This window comes from Pseudomonas sp. R45(2017) (genome assembly GCF_002112305.1).
Classification (GTDB): Bacteria; Pseudomonadota; Gammaproteobacteria; order Pseudomonadales; family Pseudomonadaceae; genus Aquipseudomonas; species Aquipseudomonas paraglycinae.
Map to the genome: position 1 here is coordinate 1 of NZ_NEHH01000006.1, position 20,935 is coordinate 20,935.

Below are 20,935 nucleotides of genomic sequence, written 5' to 3' on the forward strand. Positions count from 1 at the left end.
TGGAACCACCTGATCCCATCCCGAACTCAGAAGTGAAACGATGCATCGCCGATGGTAGTGTGGGGTTTCCCCATGTGAGAGTAGGTCATCGTCAAGATTAAATTCCGAAACCCCAATTGCGAAAGCAGTTGGGGTTTTGTTTTGCCCGCAGGAAAGTTCTTACAGCATTCTCAGCCGCCTTGCGGCTGTCGCCGCCGGCCGACAATGCTAAGGTTCAGCCCTAGCTTTTGTACTTTTCCAAGGAAGCCTTCATGCCGGACACCCAGTCCCTCAACGCTGCATTCATGGTCGTTCAGAGCAACAGCCTGGATGAACTGCGCAGCCTTGTGATCAGCATCATGCGGCGCTATCCACTGGCTCCCCTGGAGAACGAAATCGCGCTCGTACAGAGCAACGGCATCGCTCAATGGCTCAAGCTGGCACTGGCTGAGGACCCTGAAGAGGACGACTCCGGCGGCTGTGGTATCGCCGCCGCTATTGATGTGCAACTGCCGGGCAGTTTCATGTGGCAGCTTTACCGGATGGTTCTGGGACGAGAGGAAATTCCGGCAAAGTCGCTGCTCGACAAGGCACCGTTGACCTGGCGTCTGATGCGCCTGTTGCCACAGGTCATCAACCGTCCGCATTTCGAACCGCTACAACGCTTCCTCACCCATGACACCGATCTACGCAAACGCTACCAGTTGTCCGAACGTCTGGCAGACCTCTTCGACCAATACCAGGTTTACCGCGCTGATTGGCTTGAGGACTGGGCAGAGGGGCATCATCAACTCCGTAATGTAAGAGGTGAAGCGAAGCCGCTCTCGCCGACCAGTTGCTGGCAGGCAGAATTGTGGCGCGCTCTGCTGGACGATGTGGGCGAGCAAGGCATGGCCCAGAGTCGCGCGGGCGTGCACCAGCGGTTCATGGAGCGCATCAACAGTCTTGAACGCGCACCGACCGGACTTCCACAGCGAGTGATCGTTTTCGGAATTTCCTCGTTGCCCGCCCAGGTACTGGAAGCATTGGCCGGGTTGTCTCGTTTCAGCCAGGTTTTATTGTGCGTCCATAACCCCTGTCGTTATCACTGGGCCGATATCGTTGCCGACAAGGATCTCTTGCGTCATCAGTACAAGCGGCAGGCCCGAAAAAACGGCATGCCTGTGGTGCTGGATTCGGAATCGCTCCACCAACATGCTCACCCGCTCCTCGCAGCGTGGGGCAAGCAAGGTCGCGATTACATCAACCTTCTCGACAGCTACGACGAGCCGGACAGCTATCGCGCAGCATTTCGCAATGGACGTATCGATCTGTTCAGCGAAACCCAGCCAAAGAACATGCTTAATCAGTTACAGGACGACATTCTGGAGCTGCGGCCGCTCAGCGAGACTCGAACGCTCTGGCCGGCAGTCGATCTGACTCAAGACGATTCGATCCGCTTTCACATAGCTCATAGCGCCCAGCGCGAAGTGGAGATTCTCCACGACCAACTCCTGGCCCGTTTCAGTGCCAACCGTCAATTACGCCCTCGCGATGTGATCGTGATGGTGCCTGACATTGATAGTTATGCGCCGCATATCCGCGCCGTATTTGGCCAACTGGATCGTCATGATCCACGCTTCATTCCTTTCACCATGGCCGATCAGGGGCAGCGCGGACGGGATCCATTACTGATCGCTGTCGAGCATCTGCTCAAGCTGCCGGACAGTCGTTTCCCCGTCAGTGAAATTCTCGACCTGCTCGACGTTCCTGCGTTACGCGCCAGGTTTGGTGTGCAGGAGCGAGACTTGCCGACTCTGCATCGCTGGATCGAAGGGGCCGGCGTACGTTGGGGCATCGATGCCGGGCAACGGGCCGAACTGGGATTGCCCGACGAACTGGAGCAAAACAGTTGGCGCTTCGGCCTGCGTCGGATGATGCTCGGCTATGCCGTCGGCAGTTCCGGAGCCTGTGGGGATATCGAACCCTACGATGAAATCGGTGGTCTCGATGCCGCGTTGATCGGCCCGTTGGTAGCGTTGCTGGATGCACTGGAACTCTCGCATCAGCAACTGATGAAACCCGCGCAACCGCAGGAATGGGGACATCGGCTTCAGGCGTTGATGCAGCTGTTTTTCAAGCCCGAAGATGAGCATGACGACTATCTGCTGGCTCAACTCGAGGAGTTGCGCGAAACCTGGCTGGAAACTTGTGAAGCCGTCGGTCTGCTGGACGAGCTGCCACTGACCGTCGTCCGCGAGGCCTGGCTGGCGGGACTGGATCAGGGGCGTCTGTCGCAGCGCTTCCTGGCCGGTGCCGTGAACTTTTGCACACTGATGCCGATGCGCGCGATCCCGTTCAAGCTGGTTTGCCTGTTGGGAATGAACGATGGCGATTATCCACGCGCCCAACCGCCGCTGGACTTCGATCTCATGGGCAGCGACTACCGGCCGGGAGATCGATCCCGTCGGGAGGATGATCGCTATCTTCTGCTCGAAGCGCTCTTGTCCGCCCGTCATCAGCTTTACATCAGTTGGGTGGGCCGCAGCATTCGCGACAACAGCGAGCGGCCAGCCTCTGTGTTGATCAGCCAGTTGCGCGATCATCTCGCCAATGGATGGCGATCGGTCGACGACAACGAAGATCTTCTGATTGGCATGACTCAGGAGCATCCGTTGCAGCCATTCAGTTCGCGCTACTTCCATGAGGAAGACAAACTGTTCAGCTATGCCAGCGAATGGCAAGTGCTGCATCAGCATCACGAGCAGAATGACGTCGCAACAATGCTTGCCCCCCATGTTCAGGAGGAACCGTTGAGTCTGGAGCTGCTGCAGGACTTCCTGCGCAATCCGGTTCGACACTTTTTCACTCAGCGACTCAAGGTTTACTTTGAAGCGGCGCAGGTACCTCAGGCTGACGAGGAACCCTTTGTGCTGGATGCGTTGCAGCGATACATGCTCAGCGACAGCTTGCTCGGGGCAGCCTTGAGACACCCGGACAATGTTGATCAGGCGCTCGAGTCTCAAGCCCGACGCCTGCAGAACAGCGGACTGCTGCCCATGGCCGGGTTCGGTGAATGCCTTCAACGAGAGTTGATCGAGCCTTTGCCAGACTTGTTGCAACGATATCAACAGCTGTTGGCGTTATGGCCGACACCGCTAACCAACGCGCTACCGATCAATTTTGAATGGCAGGAACTGCGCCTTGAAGGATGGCTAGGCGGTTTGCACCGGCGCGCCGATGGCGGCGTACTGTCGGTCACAACAATCCCCAACAGCATAGGCTCGATCAAGAGCCGCAAATGGCATCGCATGACCAAGCCCTGGGTCAGCCATCTCGTCGCGTGCGCCAGTGGACTCTCCCTGACGACCGCACTGGTGGCCAGTGATGACACGCTCCTTCTTGAACCTCTGGAACAGACTCGAGCGGGGCGAATTCTCGAGGATCTGCTGCTCGCCTGGCAGACGGGCATGTGCCAGCCGCTGCCAGTCGCGGTAAAAACGGCTTTTGCATGGCTGGCCCAGACCGATCCGGTCAAGGCTGAAGCGGCTGCCCGTAAAGCCTATGAGGGGGATGGTCAGACCAGCGAAGGCGAGCGTCGCGAAAGCCCGGCTCTGTCCCGACAATTCGTCGACTTCGATGCATTGCAGGCGGATGAAACATTCTCCGGTTGGTGTGATGCACTGTATCGCCCTCTGCTTGAGGCACCGTGGCGTTCATGGACCCAAGAGGAGGCAGGCGCATGAGCAACCAACAGCCGCTCGCCCTGGCATTCCCGTTAAGAGGCAGTCAGCTAATCGAAGCCAGTGCGGGCACTGGCAAGACGTTCACCATTTCGGCGTTGTATCTGCGGTTGATCCTCGGCCACGGAGGCGAGGCGAGTGGTTTCGGTCGAGAGCTGTTGCCCCCGCAGATTCTCGTGGTGACCTTCACCGACGCGGCCACCAAAGAACTGCGCGAACGTATACGCACGCGTCTGGCCGAGGCCGCCCGTTTCTTTCGTGACGAGACGCCTCCCCCTGATGCGCTGATCGATGAACTGCGTGCAGAGTTCGATCCGCAACAATGGCCCGGTTGCGCGAACCGCCTGGATATCGCCGCGCAATGGATGGACGAAGCCGCCGTTTCGACGATCCACAGTTGGTGTCAGCGAATGTTGCGCGAGCATGCGTTCGACAGCGGCAGTCTGTTTACCCAGACCCTGGAAACCGATCACAGCGACCTGCTCGGCGAAGTGCTGCGCGATTATTGGCGGCTGTTCTGCTATCCGATGCAGGGCGATGCATTGAGCTGGGTCCGCAGTCACTGGGGAGGTCCGGCGGCCCTGTTACCGCGAGTGCGTGGGCTGTTTGGCACCGAGCGCGAAGCGGACTCTGACAAGACCCCCTCCGAGCTGATCGAAGAATGCCTGCAGGAACGCCGTGCGGCATTGGTGGAGTTGAAGGGACCATGGCGGCAGTGGGCCGATGAGTTGCTCGCGATCTGTCATCAGGGCGTCGCCAACAAAACCGTGGACGGGCGCAAGATGCAAGCCCGCTATTTCGAACCCTGGTTCGAAAAGCTCAAGGCCTGGGCCGAGGACGAGTCGTTCGAGCAACTGGATATCGGCACCGGGTTCGCCAGGCTCACGCCGGAGGGCATGGCTGAAGCCTGGAAGGGCGAGCCGCCGAGTCACCCGGGCTTGGATGCCATGCCTGTGCTCAAGTCGAGCCTCGACAATTTGCCGACGCCCGATGCGGCCGTGCTGCAGCATGCTGCCAAATGGGTCGGTGCCCGCTTTGAAGACGAGAAGCGCCGTCGAGCCGAAATGGGTTTCGACGACATGCTATTGCGTCTGGACTCGGCCTTGCAATCCGACGGTGGGGAGCGGCTCGCCACGCTCATCCGCGAGCAGTTCCCGGTCGCACTGATCGATGAGTTCCAGGACACGGACCCGGTGCAGTACCGGATCTTCGAAAGCATCTATCGCATTGAAGAGAATAACCCCGAGACCGGGCTGTTCCTGATTGGCGACCCCAAGCAGGCGATCTATGCCTTCCGTGGCGCGGACATCTACACCTACCTGCGAGCCCGCCAGGCCACAACCGGACGCCTGCATACCCTGGGCACCAACTTCCGTTCCAGTCACGGGATGGTCAGTGCGGTCAACCATGTTTTCGAACGTGCCGAGTCCCGTGAGCAAGGGCGCGGAGCATTTCTGTTCCGAGAGAAAAGTGGCGATAACCCGGTGCCGTTCCAGCCTGTGGAGGCTCAGGGTCGTAAAGAACATTTGCAGGTATCCGGGCTGGACATACCGGCGCTGAACATCTGGCATTTATCCACCGACAAACCACTGTCCGGGGCGGTTTATCGCCAGCAGTTGGCGGCGGCCTGCGCCAGTGAGATCACGACTCTGCTCAATGGCGGGCAAACCGGTCGTGCCGGGTTTGCGCAGGACGGCGAGGATTGGCGTGGACTGCGGCCAGCGGACATTGCGATCCTGGTGCGCGACGGTAAAGAGGCGCAGGCGGTACGCGGTGAGCTCGCAGCGCGCGGAGTCCGCAGCGTTTATCTGTCGGACAAGGACTCGGTCTTTGCCGCTCAGGAAGCCCATGACCTGCTGTCGTGGCTCAAGGCGTGTGCCGAGCCGGATGTCGAACGCTCCCTGAAAGCGGCGCTGGCGTGCATCACGCTGAACCTGCCGCTGGCTGAGCTGGAACGTCTGAATCAGGACGAGTTGGTCTGGGAAACCCGGGTCATGCAGTTCCGAGGTTATCGTGAGCTCTGGCGCAAGCAAGGGGTGCTGCCGATGTTGCGGCGCCTGCTGCACGACTTTCAACTGCCGCAGATGCTCATTGCCCGCAGTGATGGCGAGCGGGTGCTGACCAACCTGTTGCATCTGTCGGAGTTGTTGCAACAGGCCGCGTCGGAACTCGATGGCGAGCAGGCACTGATCCGTCATCTGGCCGAGCATCTGGCGCTGTCAGGGCAGGCAGGTGAAGAGCAGATCCTGCGTCTTGAAAGCGACGAACAACTGGTCAAGGTCGTGACCATTCACAAGTCCAAAGGGCTTGAATACCCGTTGGTGTTCCTGCCTTTCATCTGCTCGGCCAAACCCGTGGATGGCAGTCGATTGCCGCTGCATTACCACGATGAGTCCGGCAAGGCCCGCATCAGTCTGAAGCCCGACGCCGAACTGATCGCCCTGGCGGACAACGAGCGCCTGGCGGAGGATCTGCGTTTGCTCTACGTCGCGCTGACTCGCGCACAACATGCGTGCTGGCTCGGGGTGACGGATCTCAAGCGCGGTAACCACAGCAGCTCGGTACTGCATCTTTCTGCGCTGGGCTATCTGTTGGGCGGTGGCGCAACGTTGGGTGAATCCAGCGGATTGGCTCGCTGGCTGGACGATCTGCAACAGGATTGTTCGGCGCTGAGCGTTGTTGAAATGCCGGCGGCCACCAGCGAGGAGTACCAGCCTCCGCGTAACGAAGCCAAGCTGCGTGCCACCCTTTTACCGAGCCGCAGGGCCAGCGAGAACTGGTGGATCGCTTCGTACAGTGCCTTGCGCATCAGTGACGTGCTAAGCGCTGGCAACGACGAAGCCCCCGACAGTCCGCAAGCGCAAAAGCTGTTCGACGACGAACGCCTCGATCCTGAAGCTCCGCGCGAGATCTTCGCCGGCGGGGCCGACATTCACCGCTTCCCTCGCGGACCGAATCCGGGAACGTTTCTTCACGGTTTGCTCGAGTGGGCGGGTGAGGAGGGCTTCGCGGTCACCCGTGAGTCGCTCGATGATGCGATCGCCCGGCGTTGCAATCGACGGGGTTGGGAGGGCTGGATCACCACCCTCGGCGACTGGTTGCAGCACTTGCTCAAACTGCCACTGCCTGCGGGCTTCGACCAACCGCCAGTGGTGCTTGAGCAATTGAAGCAATATCGGGTCGAGATGGAGTTCTGGTTCGCCAGCCACAAAGTCGACGTGCTCAAGCTCGACGAACAGGTGCGTCAGTTCACCCACAACGGCGTGGCCCGGGTCGGCGCCGAAGCGGTGCAGCTCAATGGCATGTTCAAAGGCTTTATCGACCTGACGTTCGAGCACGAGGGTCGTTACTACGTGGCCGATTACAAATCCAACTGGCTGGGCGTCGATGACGCTGCGTACACCGAGCGGGCCATGGAGCAGTCGATCCTCGACAACCGTTATGACCTGCAATACGTGCTGTACCTGTTGGCACTGCATCGTCAGCTCAAGGCGCGGCTCGCCGATTACGACTACGACCGGCATATCGGCGGCGCGTTGTATCTGTTCCTGCGCGGGACACGGGCCCCTGGCGGTGGCGTTTACTTCGCGCGACCACCAAGGGCGCTGATCGAGCGTCTGGACTTGATGTTCCAGGGCAAACCGCAACCCAAGGCCGAGCCCGCGTGGGAACAGGGAGTATTGCTATGAACCGGACATTCGCCGACCTGCTGCCAACGCCGCTGACCGCCGACAGCCTCGCGCAACTGACGCCCCTGACCCGTGCCGATGATCTGTTGCTGTTGCTGACCCAATGGGTCGAGCGTGGCTGGTTGCGGGCACTGGACAAGGCATTCGTGGCCTTTCTTCATGAGTTGGCACCCGATGTCGATCCGCTGGTGTTGCTCGCCGCCGCATTGACCAGTCACCAGCTCGGCCATGGTCATGTCTGTCTGGATCTGTTCGAAACCCTCAAGGCGCCGGATTTCGCTTTGTCCCTACCGCCAGAGGGGGATGCACAACCCGGCGTGTTGCTGCTGCCATCGCAACTGCTCGAAACCCTCGACGGAGCGCACTGGTGCAAGGTACTGGCCGGCAGTTCGCTGGTGGCACTGGCCGCCGACGAAAGTGCGTCGTCGCAGGAACGCCCGCTGGTGTTGTCCGGCAAGCGCTTGTACTTGCGGCGCTATTGGGCCTACGAGCGGCGTATCGACAGCGCATTGCGTCAGCGGCTCGCGGAGCAGGAAGCGACACCATCCGATCTTGCACGGCGGCTGGACGAGCTGTTCGATCCAGCGCAGCGTGCGGATGTCATCGACTGGCAGAAACTCGCCTGCGCCCTGGCCACCCGAAGTGCCTTCAGCATCATCACGGGCGGTCCAGGTACCGGCAAGACGACGACGGTGGTCCGTTTGCTGGCGTTGCTCCAGGCACCTGCGGTCGAGGCGCATCAACCATTGCGCATTCGGCTCGCGGCGCCTACCGGTAAAGCGGCGGCGCGGCTGACCGAGTCCATCAGTCAGCAGGTGCAATCGCTGAAGGTCGCTGACAGCGTCCGGGAAAAAATCCCGACCGAGGTGACCACGGTGCACCGCCTGCTCGGCAGTCGTCCCGGCACGCGGCACTTTCGCCACCATGCCGGTAACCGTCTGCCCCTGGACGTTCTGGTGGTCGATGAAGCGTCCATGATCGACCTGGAAATGATGGCCAACCTGCTCGATGCCTTGCCGCCTCATGCCCGATTGGTGTTGCTGGGCGACAAGGATCAACTGGCCTCTGTGGAGGCGGGGGCGGTGCTGGGAGATTTGTGCCGCGATGCCGAAGCCGGTTGGTACAGTCCGCAGACTCGCCAGTGGCTGGAACAGGTGAGCGGCGAATCCCTGCAGGACAGCGGCTTGCACGAAGGCTCTGACGGCTCGCATCCGCTGGCCCAGCAAGTGGTGATGTTGCGTCACTCGCGGCGTTTCGGCGAGGGCAGCGGCATCGGCCAACTGGCGCGGCGGGTGAATCAGCAACTCCCGGACGAGGCTCGGCAGTTGCTGGAAGCCAAGACTCATGGAGATGTGTTTTCGTTGCCGCTTCAGAACGAGCACGACCGGAAACTTGAGCACCTGGTGCTCGATGGACACGGCGAAGGCCCTCACGGTTATCGACATTATCTGAGCGTTTTGCGCGATCGACGTCCGGCGATTGGAACGCCGCTCGAACATTCAGGCTGGGTCGACTGGGCGCGTGACGTCCTGCGGGCCTTCGATACCTTCCAGTTGTTGTGCGCAGTGCGCAAAGGGCCGTGGGGTGTCGAGGGGCTGAACCAGCGCATCACCGACGCGTTACTCAAAGCGCGGCTGATCGAAAGCGATCAGCAATGGTACGAAGGCCGGCCGGTGCTGATGACCCGAAATGACTACGGTCTGGGGCTGATGAACGGTGACATCGGTATCGCCCTGAAATTGCCCGAGCGCGATGGCCCGGATGCCGGCAAGTCGGTGTTGCGAGTGGCGTTCCCGCGTAACGACGGGCGCGGAGGGGTGCGTTTCGTGCTGCCGAGCCGGCTCAACGATGTCGAGACCGTCTATGCGATGACCGTGCACAAGTCGCAGGGCTCGGAGTTTGCCCATACCGCGTTGATCCTGCCGGACGCCCTGAATCCCGTGTTGACCAAGGAGCTGATCTACACCGGAATTACCCGGGCCAAGGACTGGTTCACCTTGATCGAACCTCGGAGCGGCGTGTTTGAAGAAGCGGTGCAGCGCAAGGTGAAGCGCCTGAGTGGACTGATGCTGGAACTGGAAGAAGGGGTGCCGCATAAAGGATGAAGGTGCCTTCGATTGCCGCCGATAATTGATCGACCGGTCAGAGGTCGCTGTATCGCTGGTGTTCCAACCCTGTGCTATCGTTGCGGCATCATTTCGTAACGATCCAAGAGAATCCCTGCATGAAGGTGGCTGTCTGGGCGACAGAGCGCGTAGTTGGCTGCAAGCGGGCGTTGCTTGCCGGTGTGCTCTGTTTGCTCACGGGTGTGGCCGCTGCCCAGGCTCAACCCCCGACGGGCATGGCCGAACAGCGGGCCAAATCCGTCACCCAGGTTGTCCTCGGTATCCTCAGTTACGCGCGCTGGCCGGTAGAACCGGCGCAATTGCGCCTGTGCATCGTCGGCCCGACCGAATACACCGACGACCTGGTCAAGGGTACGACCCAGGCCACGGGGCGTCCGGTCATCGTGCGTCGACTGTTGGCCGACAATCCGGCCATCGTCAGCGAGTGCGACGCGGTCTACATCGGTAAGCTTACGACCGACGAACGCAGCCGGCTGTTCGCGTCCCTGATCGGCCATCCGGTGCTGAGCATCAGCGAAGGCGGCGATCAATGCACGGTCGGCAGCCTTTTCTGCCTGCGGGTCGGCGATGAACAAGTGTCGTTTGAGGTCAATCTCGACTCCGTCGCCCGCAGCGGCGTGCGCATTCATCCCAGCGTGCTGCAGTTGTCGCGCCGCAAACCGGCGGTGCCATGAGACGCGACAAATCCACAGGGCGCCCGACCCTCGGCTCGGTCATCGGCCGTGGCAACCTGATTGTGGCGCTGGTCGCCGTGGCAATGGCCAGTGTGTCGCTGACGCTGCTTGGGGTGCTGGCGCTGCGGGTCTATGCCGATCACAACCTGCACTTGATCGCCCGCTCGATCAGTTACACCGTGGAAGCCGCCGTGGTGTTCAACGACAAGGCCGCCGCGACCGAAGCGCTGGCGTTGATCGCCTCGACCGAAGAGGTGGCGGATGCCCAGGTGCTGGACACTCAGGGCCAATTGCTCGCGCGCTGGCAGCGTCCGGAGAACGGCCTGATTTCCGAGCTGGAGATGCAGGTCGCGCGAGTGATTCTGGAAAAACCCATCAACCTGCCGATTCAGCATCAGGATCGCGAGATCGGGCGCATTTTGCTGATCGGCCACGGCGGCAGCCTGATGCGCTTTCTGTTGAGCGGTCTGGCGGGGATCATTCTCTGCACGGCGATCAGCGCCTGGGTCGCGCTGTACCTGGCGCAGCGTCAGTTGCGCAGGATCATCGGCCCGTTGCACAGCCTAGCGGCGGTGGCGCATGCGGCCCGCAGCGAGCGGGCACTGGATCGACGGGTGCCACGGGCGAAGATTGCCGAACTGGACAACCTCGGCAATGACTTCAATGCCTTGCTCGATGAACTCGAAGACTGGCAAACCCACCTGCAAAGCGAGAACGAAACCCTCGCCCATCAGGCCAGCCACGACAGTCTCACCGGATTGCCGAACCGGGCCTTTTTCGAAGGCCGCCTGATTCGTGCGCTACGCAGCGCCCACAAACTCAACGAGCGCGTGGCGGTGCTGTTTCTCGACAGCGACCGCTTCAAGGACATCAACGACAACTTCGGTCATGCCGCCGGTGACGCGGTGCTGGTGGCGGTGGCGAATCGGGTGCGGGCGCAGTTGCGTGAAGAGGATCTGGTGGCGCGTCTGGGCGGTGACGAGTTCGCCGTTCTGCTCACGCCCTTGCACAAGACCGAAGACGCCGAACGCATTGCCGACAAGATCCTCGCCAGCATGGACACCCCGATTGCGCTGCCGGGCGACAGCAGTGTCGTGACGTCGCTCAGTATCGGCATCGCGGTTTACCCCGATCATGGCGTCACGCCCGGCACCTTGCTCGATGCGGCCGATGCCGCGATGTATCAAGCCAAGCGTTTGTCGCGCGGCGCCCAATCCACGGCCGGGTCGGAGCACCCGGTCGATCCCGTTCAAACCAGGAGCTGATGCCCGTGTTCTCACTTTCCTTTCGACTGTTTTCCACCCTGTTGCTGACGGCCATGCTGGCCCTGACCGGTTGCCAGACCGCCCCGCAAAAAGGCCTGACGCCAGCCCAGGTTGCGGTCCTCAAGCAGCAAGGCTTCGAGTTGACCGATGATGGCTGGGAGTTCGGCCTGTCGGGCAAAGTGCTGTTTGGCAGCGATGTCGAAAGCCTGAACAAGCAAAGTACCGAAATCGTCGAGCGCATCGGCAAGGCGTTGCTGGGTGTCGGCATCGAGCGCGTGCGGGTCGATGGCCATACCGACGCTTCGGGCAAGGAAACCTACAACCAGCAGCTGTCTCTGCGTCGCGCGAAAAGCGTCGGCAAAGTGCTGACGTCGGTCGGCATGAAGGAAGAGAACATTCAGCTGCAAGGCCTCGGCAGTCGCGAACCGGTCGCCTCCAACGACACTGCCGCCGGCCGCACCGAAAACCGCCGGGTGTCGATCGTGGTCAGCGCCGATTAATCGGCGAACTGCATTTCGCGGGTCTCACCCATCAACAGACCCTGATTGCGCTCGGTCACTTCACGGATGTAATCCCACAACAGGGTGATCCGCTTGAGCTTGCGCAGATCCTCCCGGCAGTACATCCAGAACTGCCGGGTGATGTCGATTTCCTCCGGCAGCACCGGCAACAGGCGCGGATCCTGTGCTGCGAGGAAGCACGGCAGAATCGCCAATGAGCGCCCCTGCTGCGCCGCCACGAACTGCGCGATCACGCTGGTGCTGCGCAAATTGGCGCTGGCGCCGGGCAACACGTTCGCCAGATACAGCAGCTCCGAGCTGAACGCCAGATCATCCACATAACTGATGAATTGATGCTTGCCCAGGTCGGCGGGGCGGCGGATCGGCGGGTGTTTGTCGAGGTATTCCTGGGTCGCGTAGAGCTGCAAGCGGTAGTCGCAGAGTTTGCAGCACACGTACGGCCCGTGTTCCGGGCGTTCGAGGGCGATGACGATGTCGGCCTCGCGTTTGGACAGGCTGATGAAGTGCGGCAGCGGCAGGATGTCCACCGAGATCGCCGGGTAGGCGTCGACGAAGTGGCTCAGTTGCGGGGTGATGAAGAAGCTGCCGAAACCTTCGGTGCAGCCCATGCGCACATGCCCGGACAGCGCGACGCCGGAGCCTGACACCTGCTCGCAGGCCATGTGCAGCGTGCTTTCGATCGACTCGGCGTAACTCAGCAGGCGCTGGCCTTCGGCAGTCAGCACGAAACCACTGGTGCGGGACTTTTCGAACAGCAAAGTGCCGAGCGCCGATTCCAGCGAACTGATCCGTCGCGACACGGTGGTGTAGTCCACCGCCAGGCGTTTGGCCGCGGTGCTGGCCTTGCGGGTGCGGGCGACTTCGAGGAAAAACTTGAGGTCGTCCCAGTTCAGCGAGCCTAAAGACGTGATGTTTTTTTGCATGATGGACGGGCTTATATGTGCGTTCTTATTAGAAGTTTGCACATCTATACTCCAAAAACAGTCCGACAACCAATTCGTGACACACGCCTCATCTCAAGGCGAACCTTTCGCCTTGGCTCCTAAGATAAAAACAAGTTCTGGAGACCAGTATGAACGCATCGCTTACGCCCAACGAAACCACGATCCAGAAGGTCAAGCTGCTGATCGACGGCGAGTGGGTCGAGTCGCAGACCACCGAGTGGCACGACATCGTCAACCCGGCGACCCAGCAGGTTCTGGCCAAGGTTCCGTTCGCCACCGCCGCTGAAGTCGACGCCGCCGTCAGCGCCGCACAGCGCGCCTTCCAGACCTGGAAACTGACCCCGATCGGCGCGCGCATGCGCATCATGCTCAAGCTGCAAGCGCTGATCCGCGAGCATTCCAAACGCATCGCCGTGGTGCTGAGCGCCGAGCAGGGCAAGACCATTGCCGATGCCGAAGGCGACATTTTCCGTGGTCTGGAAGTGGTCGAGCACGCCTGCTCCATCGGCAGCCTGCAGATGGGCGAGTTCGCCGAGAACGTGGCCGGCGGCGTCGACACCTACACCCTGCGCCAGCCGATCGGCGTTTGCGCCGGCATCACCCCGTTCAACTTTCCGGCAATGATTCCGCTGTGGATGTTCCCGATGGCCATTGCCTGCGGCAACACCTTTGTACTCAAGCCGTCCGAACAGGATCCGCTGTCGACCATGCTGCTGGTGGAACTGGCCATCGAGGCCGGCATTCCGGCTGGCGTGCTCAACGTCGTCCATGGTGGCAAGGACGTGGTGGACGGCTTGTGCACCCACAAGGACATCAAGGCGGTTTCGTTCGTCGGTTCGACCGCCGTCGGCACCCACGTTTATGACCTGGCCGGTAAGCATGGCAAGCGCGTGCAATCGATGATGGGCGCGAAGAACCACGCGGTGGTGCTGCCGGATGCCAATCGCGAGCAAGCGCTCAATGCGCTGGTCGGCGCCGGTTTCGGTGCGGCCGGTCAGCGTTGCATGGCCACCTCGGTGGTGGTGCTGGTGGGTGCGGCCAAACAATGGTTGCCGGATCTGAAAGCGCTGGCGCAGAAACTCAAGGTCAACGCCGGCAACGAGCCGGGCACCGATGTCGGTCCGGTCATTTCGAAAAAGGCCAAGGCGCGGATTCTCGATCTGATCGAAAGCGGCATCAAGGAAGGCGCCAAACTCGAGCTGGACGGTCGCGACATCAGCGTGCCGGGCTACGAGAAAGGCAACTTTGTCGGCCCGACCCTGTTCTCCGGGGTGACCACCGACATGCAGATCTACACCCAGGAAATCTTCGGCCCGGTGCTGGTGGTGCTGGAAGTCGACACCCTCGATCAGGCCATCGCGCTGGTCAACGCCAACCCATTCGGCAACGGCACCGGCCTGTTCACCCAGAGCGGTGCGGCGGCGCGTAAGTTCCAGACTGAAATCGACGTTGGCCAGGTCGGCATCAACATCCCGATTCCGGTGCCGGTACCGTTCTTCAGCTTCACCGGTTCGCGCGGTTCGAAACTCGGCGACCTCGGCCCGTACGGCAAGCAAGTGGTGCAGTTCTACACCCAGACCAAAACGGTCACGGCGCGCTGGTTCGATGACGACAGCGTCAACGACGGCGTGAATACCACCATCAACCTGCGCTGAGGAATGGCCATGAAAATCGCATTTATCGGTCTGGGCAACATGGGCGCGCCGATGGCGCGCAACCTGATCAAGGCCGGGCATTCGCTGAATCTGGTGGACCTGAACAAAACCGTGCTGGCGGAACTCGAGCAACTGGGCGGCACTATCCGCGCTTCGGCTCGCGAGGCCGCTGAAGATGCAGAACTGGTGATCACCATGCTGCCGGCGGCGGTGCATGTGCGCAGCGTCTGGCTCGGTGAGGACGGTGTGCTGGCCGGGATCGGTAAAGGCGTGCCAGCAGTGGATTGCAGCACCATCGATCCGCAGACCGCACGCGATGTGGCAGCGGCGGCCGCCAAACAAGGCGTGGCCATGGCCGATGCACCGGTGTCCGGCGGTACTGGCGGCGCCACGGCCGGGACGCTGACCTTCATGGTCGGCGCCACTCCTGAACTGTTCGCCACCCTGCAACCGGTGCTGGCGCAGATGGGCCGCAACATCGTGCATTGCGGTGAGGTCGGCACCGGCCAGATCGCCAAGATCTGCAACAATCTGTTGCTCGCCATTTCGATGGTCGGCGTCAGCGAGGCGATGGCGCTGGGCGATGCGCTGGGCATCGACACCACGGTGCTCGCCGGGATCATCAACAGCTCGACCGGGCGTTGCTGGAGTTCGGAAATGTACAACCCGTGGCCGGGGATCGTCGAAACGGCGCCGGCCTCTCGTGGTTACACCGGTGGCTTCGGCGCCGAGCTGATGCTCAAGGATCTGGGGCTGGCCACCGAAGCGGCGCGTCAGGCCCATCAGCCGGTGGTGCTGGGCGCGGTGGCGCAGCAGTTGTATCAGGCGATGAGTCAGCGCGGGGAAGGGGGTAAGGACTTCTCGGCGATCATCAACAGCTATCGCAAGCCGCAGTAATCGTCGTCAGGCCTGCGCTCGTCGCAGGTCTGCAATTCAGATGCAGTAGGTGTTGCCGGGAAATCACGTCGGGTGGTTTCCCGGCTTTTTTGTATCAGGCGAACACGAAATATTTGCGCACGGTCTCGACCACTTCCCAAGTGCCCTTCATGCCTGGCTCGACCACGAAGATGTCGCCGGCGCGCAGGTGAATCGGCTCCATGCCGTCCGGGGTAATCACGCAGTAGCCTTCCTGGAAATGGCAGTACTCCCACTTCACGTAATCCACCCGCCACTTGCCCGGCGTGCAGATCCACGTGCCCATGATCTTGCTGCCGTCTTCGCTGGTGTAGGCGTTGAGGTTGACGGTGTGCGGGTCGCCCTCGAGTTTTTCCCATTTGCAGGCGTCGAGTACGGGCAGGGGATGGGTGTCGCGCAGAACGGTGATAGGTGCGGGCATGACGGCTCCAGGCCAGAGGGAGTTGGAGCCGTCACCGTAGCCTTCGCGGGTGCTGTTGGAATGTCTTGGGTCGACCTCCAGATGCCTGTAAGCGCTGAGGAGATCTGCGCATCTACCGAATTGCACCAACGCTGTGCATATAAGGAGGTTTTGGTACAAGCGTGCACCATAAAAGTTCAATCAATTTTTAGACTAAAACGAGATAACCATTCTGACACCTATTGCAAAACAAAATCGTCTGTACTATAACATTCGTACTAAAGAACTATTCCTCCAAAGGGAGCTTAACCTGAGTCACGGACAGACTTGAATCGGCTTTTTCTCATCTCGAAACTGACTTGGCTCTTGGCTCAAGTGTGAACTTCTACCTGTTGTTAATGAATAATGACAGTTGAATGAACCGGACAGTTAATAAGCGGCGCGGACGCAATGTCTCGCGTGCTTTGAGTTGAAGCCTTAAATAAACAGTTAATTATTATTTGTGCGCTGGCGGATTTATATCTGCGGGATATGCACGTCTATCGAATTTTTATGTGCCCGGCATCAATGGAATGAGGCTTTATTGTGGACGACATAAACGTAATTGAAGTTTCGACGATTGTTGATAGTGCGAGTGAACTTGGCCGGCACGTCTGGGTGCGTGCCGGCAGTCGCCTGACAAATGTGCAGGTCAGCGATGACTGCTTTATCGGCTTCAGGTGCGATTTGCGGTATGCGTCCATCGGCAAATCCAGCATGTTCGCCACCGGCGCCCAGTGCCTGGGGACGGCGCAGTCTCCGGTTCGGATTGCCGAAAACGTCTGGCTGGGCGCCAAGTCCACCGTGGCTGCCGGTGTCTCCATCGGTGCCGGGGCCGTGGTGGCGGCTGGCGCGTTGGTGACAGCGGATGTGCCGCCGGACGCAATCGTCGTCGGTCGTCCGGCGCGGGTCATTGCCCGGCGCACCGTGGTCGAGGACGGCCGACCGAGCCCGGAACCGGTGCTGGCCAAAGTCCGGGAGCGGGCGCGCCAGGGCTTGCCGTCGATGCTCGATCGGTCCACGCAGTCGGTCGCGCGGCTCAAGTCGCTGAACCCCGACACCCAGACCTGGGACATCAGCGACGACGCCTTGATCGATGCCGAATTGCGCGGCGGAGCGTCGGTGGAAATCGCCCGGGACTGCATTCTGATCGGGCGCAGCAACCGTCAGGGCGGCATGTCGCAACTGGGCGGCATCGAATTGGGCACCGGCGCACGACTGGCTGCCGGTGTGGTTATCGAGGCGGCCGGCGGCGTATCCGTCGGTGCCTTCAGCGAGTTGTCCGAGGGGGTCACGATCGTGGCCTCCACCCATGATCATTCATTCCGCTCACTGCCTTGGGAGGAGGCACCGGTGCGCATTGGAAGTCGTTGCGTTATTGGCGAGGGCGCCATCTTGGTAGGTCCACTGAATATTGGTGACGGTGCCGTTATCAAACCGTACTCGGTGGTTATAAGGGATGTATTGGAAAACACTGTGGTTCATGGCGTTGTTCAACTAATGGAGATTCAGGAATGATTTTATTTGCCCCCAACCCAACCGGTTCCGGTCACAACATGCGCGCGCTGTCCATCGCTCAGGCGATCAAGAAACAGCGTCCGGACATGCCATTGACCGTTGCACTGGCTTCCTTGCAGCCGACCTTCACGCCGATGTTCGAAAAGTCTGGTGTAGAAGTTGTGGATATTGCCGGTCGTTTGGTCGATTACTCGAAAAAGAGCAACTTGTCGAAAGAACTCGATTGGAATAATTACATTGGCGGTTATATCGCCAATACCTTCTTGTCCGGCGAGCGGATTCTGTCTTACCTGGCCCTGATCGCCGAGTACAAACCGACCGCTCTGGTGTCGGACTACAACATGGCCGCCTGCCTGGCCGCGATTTTCAGCGGTACGCCGCTGGTGTTCGTCACCGAGCGCTACGACTTCACCCTGTGCCAGCTCGAAGACCATGATCTGGCCGACGGCGGTTTCGAAGTCAACGCGCTGGAAATGGCCCGGGCCCGCACCGCGCTGCACAGCCAGTTCAACTGGATGATCAATCAGAGCCAACTGGTGCTGACCGACAAACCGTACGTGGCTTCCCTCGATCAGGGCACGCCGGTGGCCGAAGCGCTGGTCAGCGGCAAGGCGCATTTTGTCGGCCCGATGATCCGCGACATCAATGTGCAGACCGGCTTGAACGTGCGCGAGCAACTGAACCTCGGCGACTCGCCGTTCATTGTGGCTTCGATCAGCGGCACCACGATGTTTGCCCAGAACAAGGATGCGCTGCTCGCTGCGTATCTGGACAGCTTCAAGATCCTGCGCGAGCGCAATCCGGAACTGAAACTGGTGTTGCTGGGCCGTCAGGATATCCAGGCTCAGGACGGCGTCGTCTGCGTGCCGTACTACCCGGACTGGATGGGCCTGCTGCGCGAAGCCAGCCTGCTGATTTCGGCGCCGGGCTGGATCACCGTAACGGAAATCGCCGCACTCCAGATTCCGACGCTGTTCGTGCTGCCGTCCAAATCCGAGTACCACGAACTCGAGGCGCTGCGCCGTCTGGAGCTGCTGGGTTTCCCGACGCATCTGGGCCACGACCGCGATGCGATCGTCGAACTGATCCAGGGCGAACTGGAAAAAGACACCGACGCTTCGACCTACTACGCACCGCATCAGCAAGTGGCCGCGCCGGATGGCGAAGGTGCCGCCCGCGCCGCGACGCGCATCATCGAGTTGTGCCAGGGCAGCGTTGTGTCGCTGACCGAAAGCAAAGCCGCTTAACCTCAAGGAAGAGGGATTCACCATGTCACTGCATCCGCAGTTTCTATTTGATCAAGGCCTCAAGGACATCGACCACGGCGGTTTTTTCGCCGTGACCGATGCCAGTGGCGAGGTTGCGATTTCCAGCGACAAGCAGTTGCAGGATCAGGTCGCCGCGACGCTTTATCAGGCCGAGCACGGCGACGATGTCGAACTGCGTTTTGCCCATGACGGGCTGATGCGTTTGCATGATGCATCGAATGCCGGTTTCCACGAGCTCGCCGACCGCTACTGGACGCCGCACGGCTCCGGACGCTGCCGCACGCTGGCGCTGCAACTGGACGCGCTGGCGGCATTGATTGCCTATCAGCGCCGGGTGCCGCAGGACGCGGCGAACAATGCCGCGATCCACGGCCTGCTGGAGAAGGTTGAAACACTCTATGCCCGCTCCACGGTCGCCGGCCTGTACAGCAGCGACTGGTCGACGCCGCTGGAACTCGCGACCTCAATCGATCTCGACATCAGCGCCACGGCGTTGCTGGCGCGTATCGACAATCAGCCGTTGGGTCTCGGGTTGGTCGGGCACTTGCAGATTCATGCAGAGAACCTGATCGGTCGGGTGGCCGGCAGCGATAGCCAATCCTGTGTCGATGTGGCGCTGACCCGTTGCGGCGTGCGGGCTCAGGTCAGCCTGGTGCTGGCGCAACTGGCTGATGCGCGCGACGACAATGCGCTGTCGAATCTGGCCCGTTCGTTCCTGCTGCAAACCCTGGCGCTGTTCCGCGATCCGGCGTACGGCGGGTATTGGGACCGGGTAGGCATCAACGGCAAAGTGCGTTGTGACTGGCACACCTCGTACAAGAATCACGAGTCGCCATTTCCGATCAAGACCGCCTACGACGTGGCGTTGCTGTTGCAGGCGATTCAGGCCTTGCCGTCCGGCGCGAGCGAAGCCGACCGGGCTTCGGTGACGGCGGCGTTGCTGGAGTTTCACGACGCCCGCAATGGCGGTCTGTTCATGGGCAAGGGCTATTTCTGGTCGACGCCGGATGACCCGACCGTGCCGTTCATTCGACAGTTCTGGGCGCCGCCGCGTCAGCCGGGGATCTTCAGCATCGGCAACTTGACGTACCTGCCGCTGCACCTGAAAAGCCTGAAAACCCAGCTCGCCGCGGCCCACGCCTTGCAGTCCATCGAACCGGTCGCTGCCGTCACTCATCATGACGATGCGGCGTTGGTAAACCGTGAGCTGCGAGTGATCGATGGCGGTGGTGATGTGCAGCGCATTCATCCGAATGGCGTGCCGACCATCAATGTCGATCTGCAGCGTTATCTGGCTTGGCTGGCCAAGGCTCGGGCATCGAATGAAACGCCTTACGGGCTGACTGCCGAAACCGCGCCACTGGGGTTCCGTGCCGACAAGACCTGGCAGGTGTTCTCCGGGTTGCACGTGATCTCGGACTTGCATGCGCTGGGTCTGCAAATCGAAAACAAGGCCAGCCTGATCGATTGCATCCGGGCCTCGCAAAACACCGACGGCGGATTCGCCGAGCAGCCGGGTCATCTGAGCGATGTGTTCGCGACCTACTGCGCGGTGCTGTCTCTGCGAGTTCTGGGCGCGTTGCCGAACGATATCGGCGGTTGCGTGCGTTACTTGCAAGCGTGCCAGAACCCCGATGGCGGGTTCGGCGATGTACCGGGTTTCGGCTCGGACATCTGGCACACCAACCTGGCGGTGTTGTCGCTGCATGCGCTGGAAGCCAAGGCGCCGGACGAGCAGGGCGTGATGGCGTTTGCCTTGCGCTGCCGCTCGGCCGACGGCGGTTTTGCCAACAAGCCGGGTTATCCGCCGGACGCGTTTTCGGTGTACCGCGTGGTGTCGACGCTGTTCATTCTCAACCGACGCATCGTCGATGCCGAACAGACCATCGCCTGGCTGCAAAAGCTGCAACTGGCCAATGGATCGTTCCACTACCGGCCGGGCAAAGCGGTCAGCCTGGTGGGTACTTACATGGCTATCGCAGCAATGTATCTGCTCGACGCGCAGCCGACGTATTTGCAGGAATCGAAAGACTGGATCGCTGCCCATCAGAAGCAGGACGGTGGTTTCGGCCCGCTCAACGCAACCTCGGCAACCACTGACGAAAGCTTCGTCTGCATCCAGACACTGCTGATTCTCGAACAAGGACTGTCGCAATACTGGGTCGCGTTGTTGAACTGACCCGCACACAGCATCGAAGGACGTTAAGTCATCATTTTGCC

Annotated in this window: 13 protein-coding genes and 1 rRNA gene; 12 read left to right on the top strand and 2 right to left on the bottom strand. The window is 60.8% G+C overall.

The genetic code is table 11. The features are described 5' to 3' along the window. The 7 genes from rrf to CAF74_RS14945 form a co-directional block, all read left to right on the top strand. A 5S ribosomal RNA gene (gene rrf / locus CAF74_RS14915) occupies positions 1 to 97 on the top strand; the annotation flags it as partial. Between the two features lie 154 nt (positions 98 to 251). Continuing rightward, on the top strand, positions 252 to 3,704 hold the full coding sequence (gene recC / locus CAF74_RS14920; protein WP_085746832.1) for an exodeoxyribonuclease V subunit gamma: 3,453 nt from the start codon (positions 252 to 254) through the stop codon (positions 3,702 to 3,704). Continuing rightward, positions 3,701 to 7,390, top strand: coding sequence for an exodeoxyribonuclease V subunit beta (recB, locus tag CAF74_RS14925; RefSeq protein ID WP_085746833.1), 3,690 nt, complete (start codon positions 3,701 to 3,703; stop codon positions 7,388 to 7,390). The genes recC and recB overlap by 4 nt, the downstream gene beginning before the upstream one ends. After that, on the top strand, positions 7,387 to 9,495 hold the full coding sequence (recD, locus tag CAF74_RS14930) for an exodeoxyribonuclease V subunit alpha (RefSeq protein ID WP_085746834.1): 2,109 nt from the start codon (positions 7,387 to 7,389) through the stop codon (positions 9,493 to 9,495). Before recB ends, recD begins: the two co-directional genes overlap by 4 nt. Before the next feature lie 119 nt (positions 9,496 to 9,614). Continuing rightward, on the top strand, positions 9,615 to 10,190 hold the full coding sequence (locus CAF74_RS14935; protein WP_085746835.1) for a YfiR family protein: 576 nt from the start codon (positions 9,615 to 9,617) through the stop codon (positions 10,188 to 10,190). Next, complete coding sequence (locus CAF74_RS14940) at positions 10,187 to 11,455, top strand: diguanylate cyclase domain-containing protein (RefSeq protein ID WP_085746836.1); 1,269 nt, start codon at positions 10,187 to 10,189, stop codon at positions 11,453 to 11,455. The genes CAF74_RS14935 and CAF74_RS14940 overlap by 4 nt, the downstream gene beginning before the upstream one ends. Next, positions 11,455 to 11,955 carry an OmpA family protein gene (locus tag CAF74_RS14945; RefSeq protein WP_170929403.1) on the top strand — a complete coding sequence of 167 codons (501 nt, stop codon included), beginning with the start codon at positions 11,455 to 11,457 and terminating at the stop codon, positions 11,953 to 11,955. Before CAF74_RS14940 ends, CAF74_RS14945 begins: the two co-directional genes overlap by 1 nt. Here the strand turns inward: CAF74_RS14945 and CAF74_RS14950 are convergent. Further along, a complete protein-coding gene (locus CAF74_RS14950) occupies positions 11,952 to 12,899 on the bottom strand; it encodes a LysR family transcriptional regulator (RefSeq protein ID WP_064382631.1) in 948 nt (315 codons plus the stop codon). The two genes, CAF74_RS14945 and CAF74_RS14950, sit on opposite strands and share 4 nt — an antisense overlap. Positions 12,900 to 13,048: 149 nt before the next feature. Between CAF74_RS14950 and CAF74_RS14955 the strand changes: the two genes are divergently transcribed. Both CAF74_RS14955 and mmsB read left to right on the top strand, forming a co-directional pair. Further along, positions 13,049 to 14,575 (top strand): CoA-acylating methylmalonate-semialdehyde dehydrogenase, encoded by a 1,527-nt coding sequence (locus CAF74_RS14955; protein WP_011332335.1) that lies wholly within the window; start codon positions 13,049 to 13,051, stop codon positions 14,573 to 14,575. Between the two features lie 9 nt (positions 14,576 to 14,584). Continuing rightward, on the top strand, positions 14,585 to 15,472 hold the full coding sequence (mmsB, locus tag CAF74_RS14960; RefSeq protein ID WP_039772935.1) for a 3-hydroxyisobutyrate dehydrogenase: 888 nt from the start codon (positions 14,585 to 14,587) through the stop codon (positions 15,470 to 15,472). A 94-nt stretch (positions 15,473 to 15,566) separates the two neighbouring features. On the opposite strand, the gene CAF74_RS14965 is transcribed toward mmsB, so the two are convergent. After that, positions 15,567 to 15,911 carry a cupin domain-containing protein gene (locus tag CAF74_RS14965; RefSeq protein ID WP_007953863.1) on the bottom strand — a complete coding sequence of 115 codons (345 nt, stop codon included), beginning with the start codon at positions 15,909 to 15,911 and terminating at the stop codon, positions 15,567 to 15,569. 564 nt (positions 15,912 to 16,475) lie between these two features. Here CAF74_RS14965 and CAF74_RS14970 point away from each other — a divergent pair. From CAF74_RS14970 to CAF74_RS14980, 3 genes are read left to right on the top strand one after another with little or no spacing between them, the layout of a single operon-like run. Then, positions 16,476 to 17,447: a DapH/DapD/GlmU-related protein gene (locus tag CAF74_RS14970; protein ID WP_085746837.1), complete on the top strand. Its 972-nt coding sequence runs from the start codon at positions 16,476 to 16,478 to the stop codon at positions 17,445 to 17,447. Beyond that, positions 17,444 to 18,694: a hypothetical protein gene (locus CAF74_RS29265; protein WP_007953861.1), complete on the top strand. Its 1,251-nt coding sequence runs from the start codon at positions 17,444 to 17,446 to the stop codon at positions 18,692 to 18,694. Before CAF74_RS14970 ends, CAF74_RS29265 begins: the two co-directional genes overlap by 4 nt. A 22-nt stretch (positions 18,695 to 18,716) precedes the next feature. Beyond that, a complete protein-coding gene (locus CAF74_RS14980) occupies positions 18,717 to 20,894 on the top strand; it encodes a prenyltransferase/squalene oxidase repeat-containing protein (RefSeq protein WP_085746838.1) in 2,178 nt (725 codons plus the stop codon). Positions 20,895 to 20,935 lie beyond the last annotated feature (41 nt).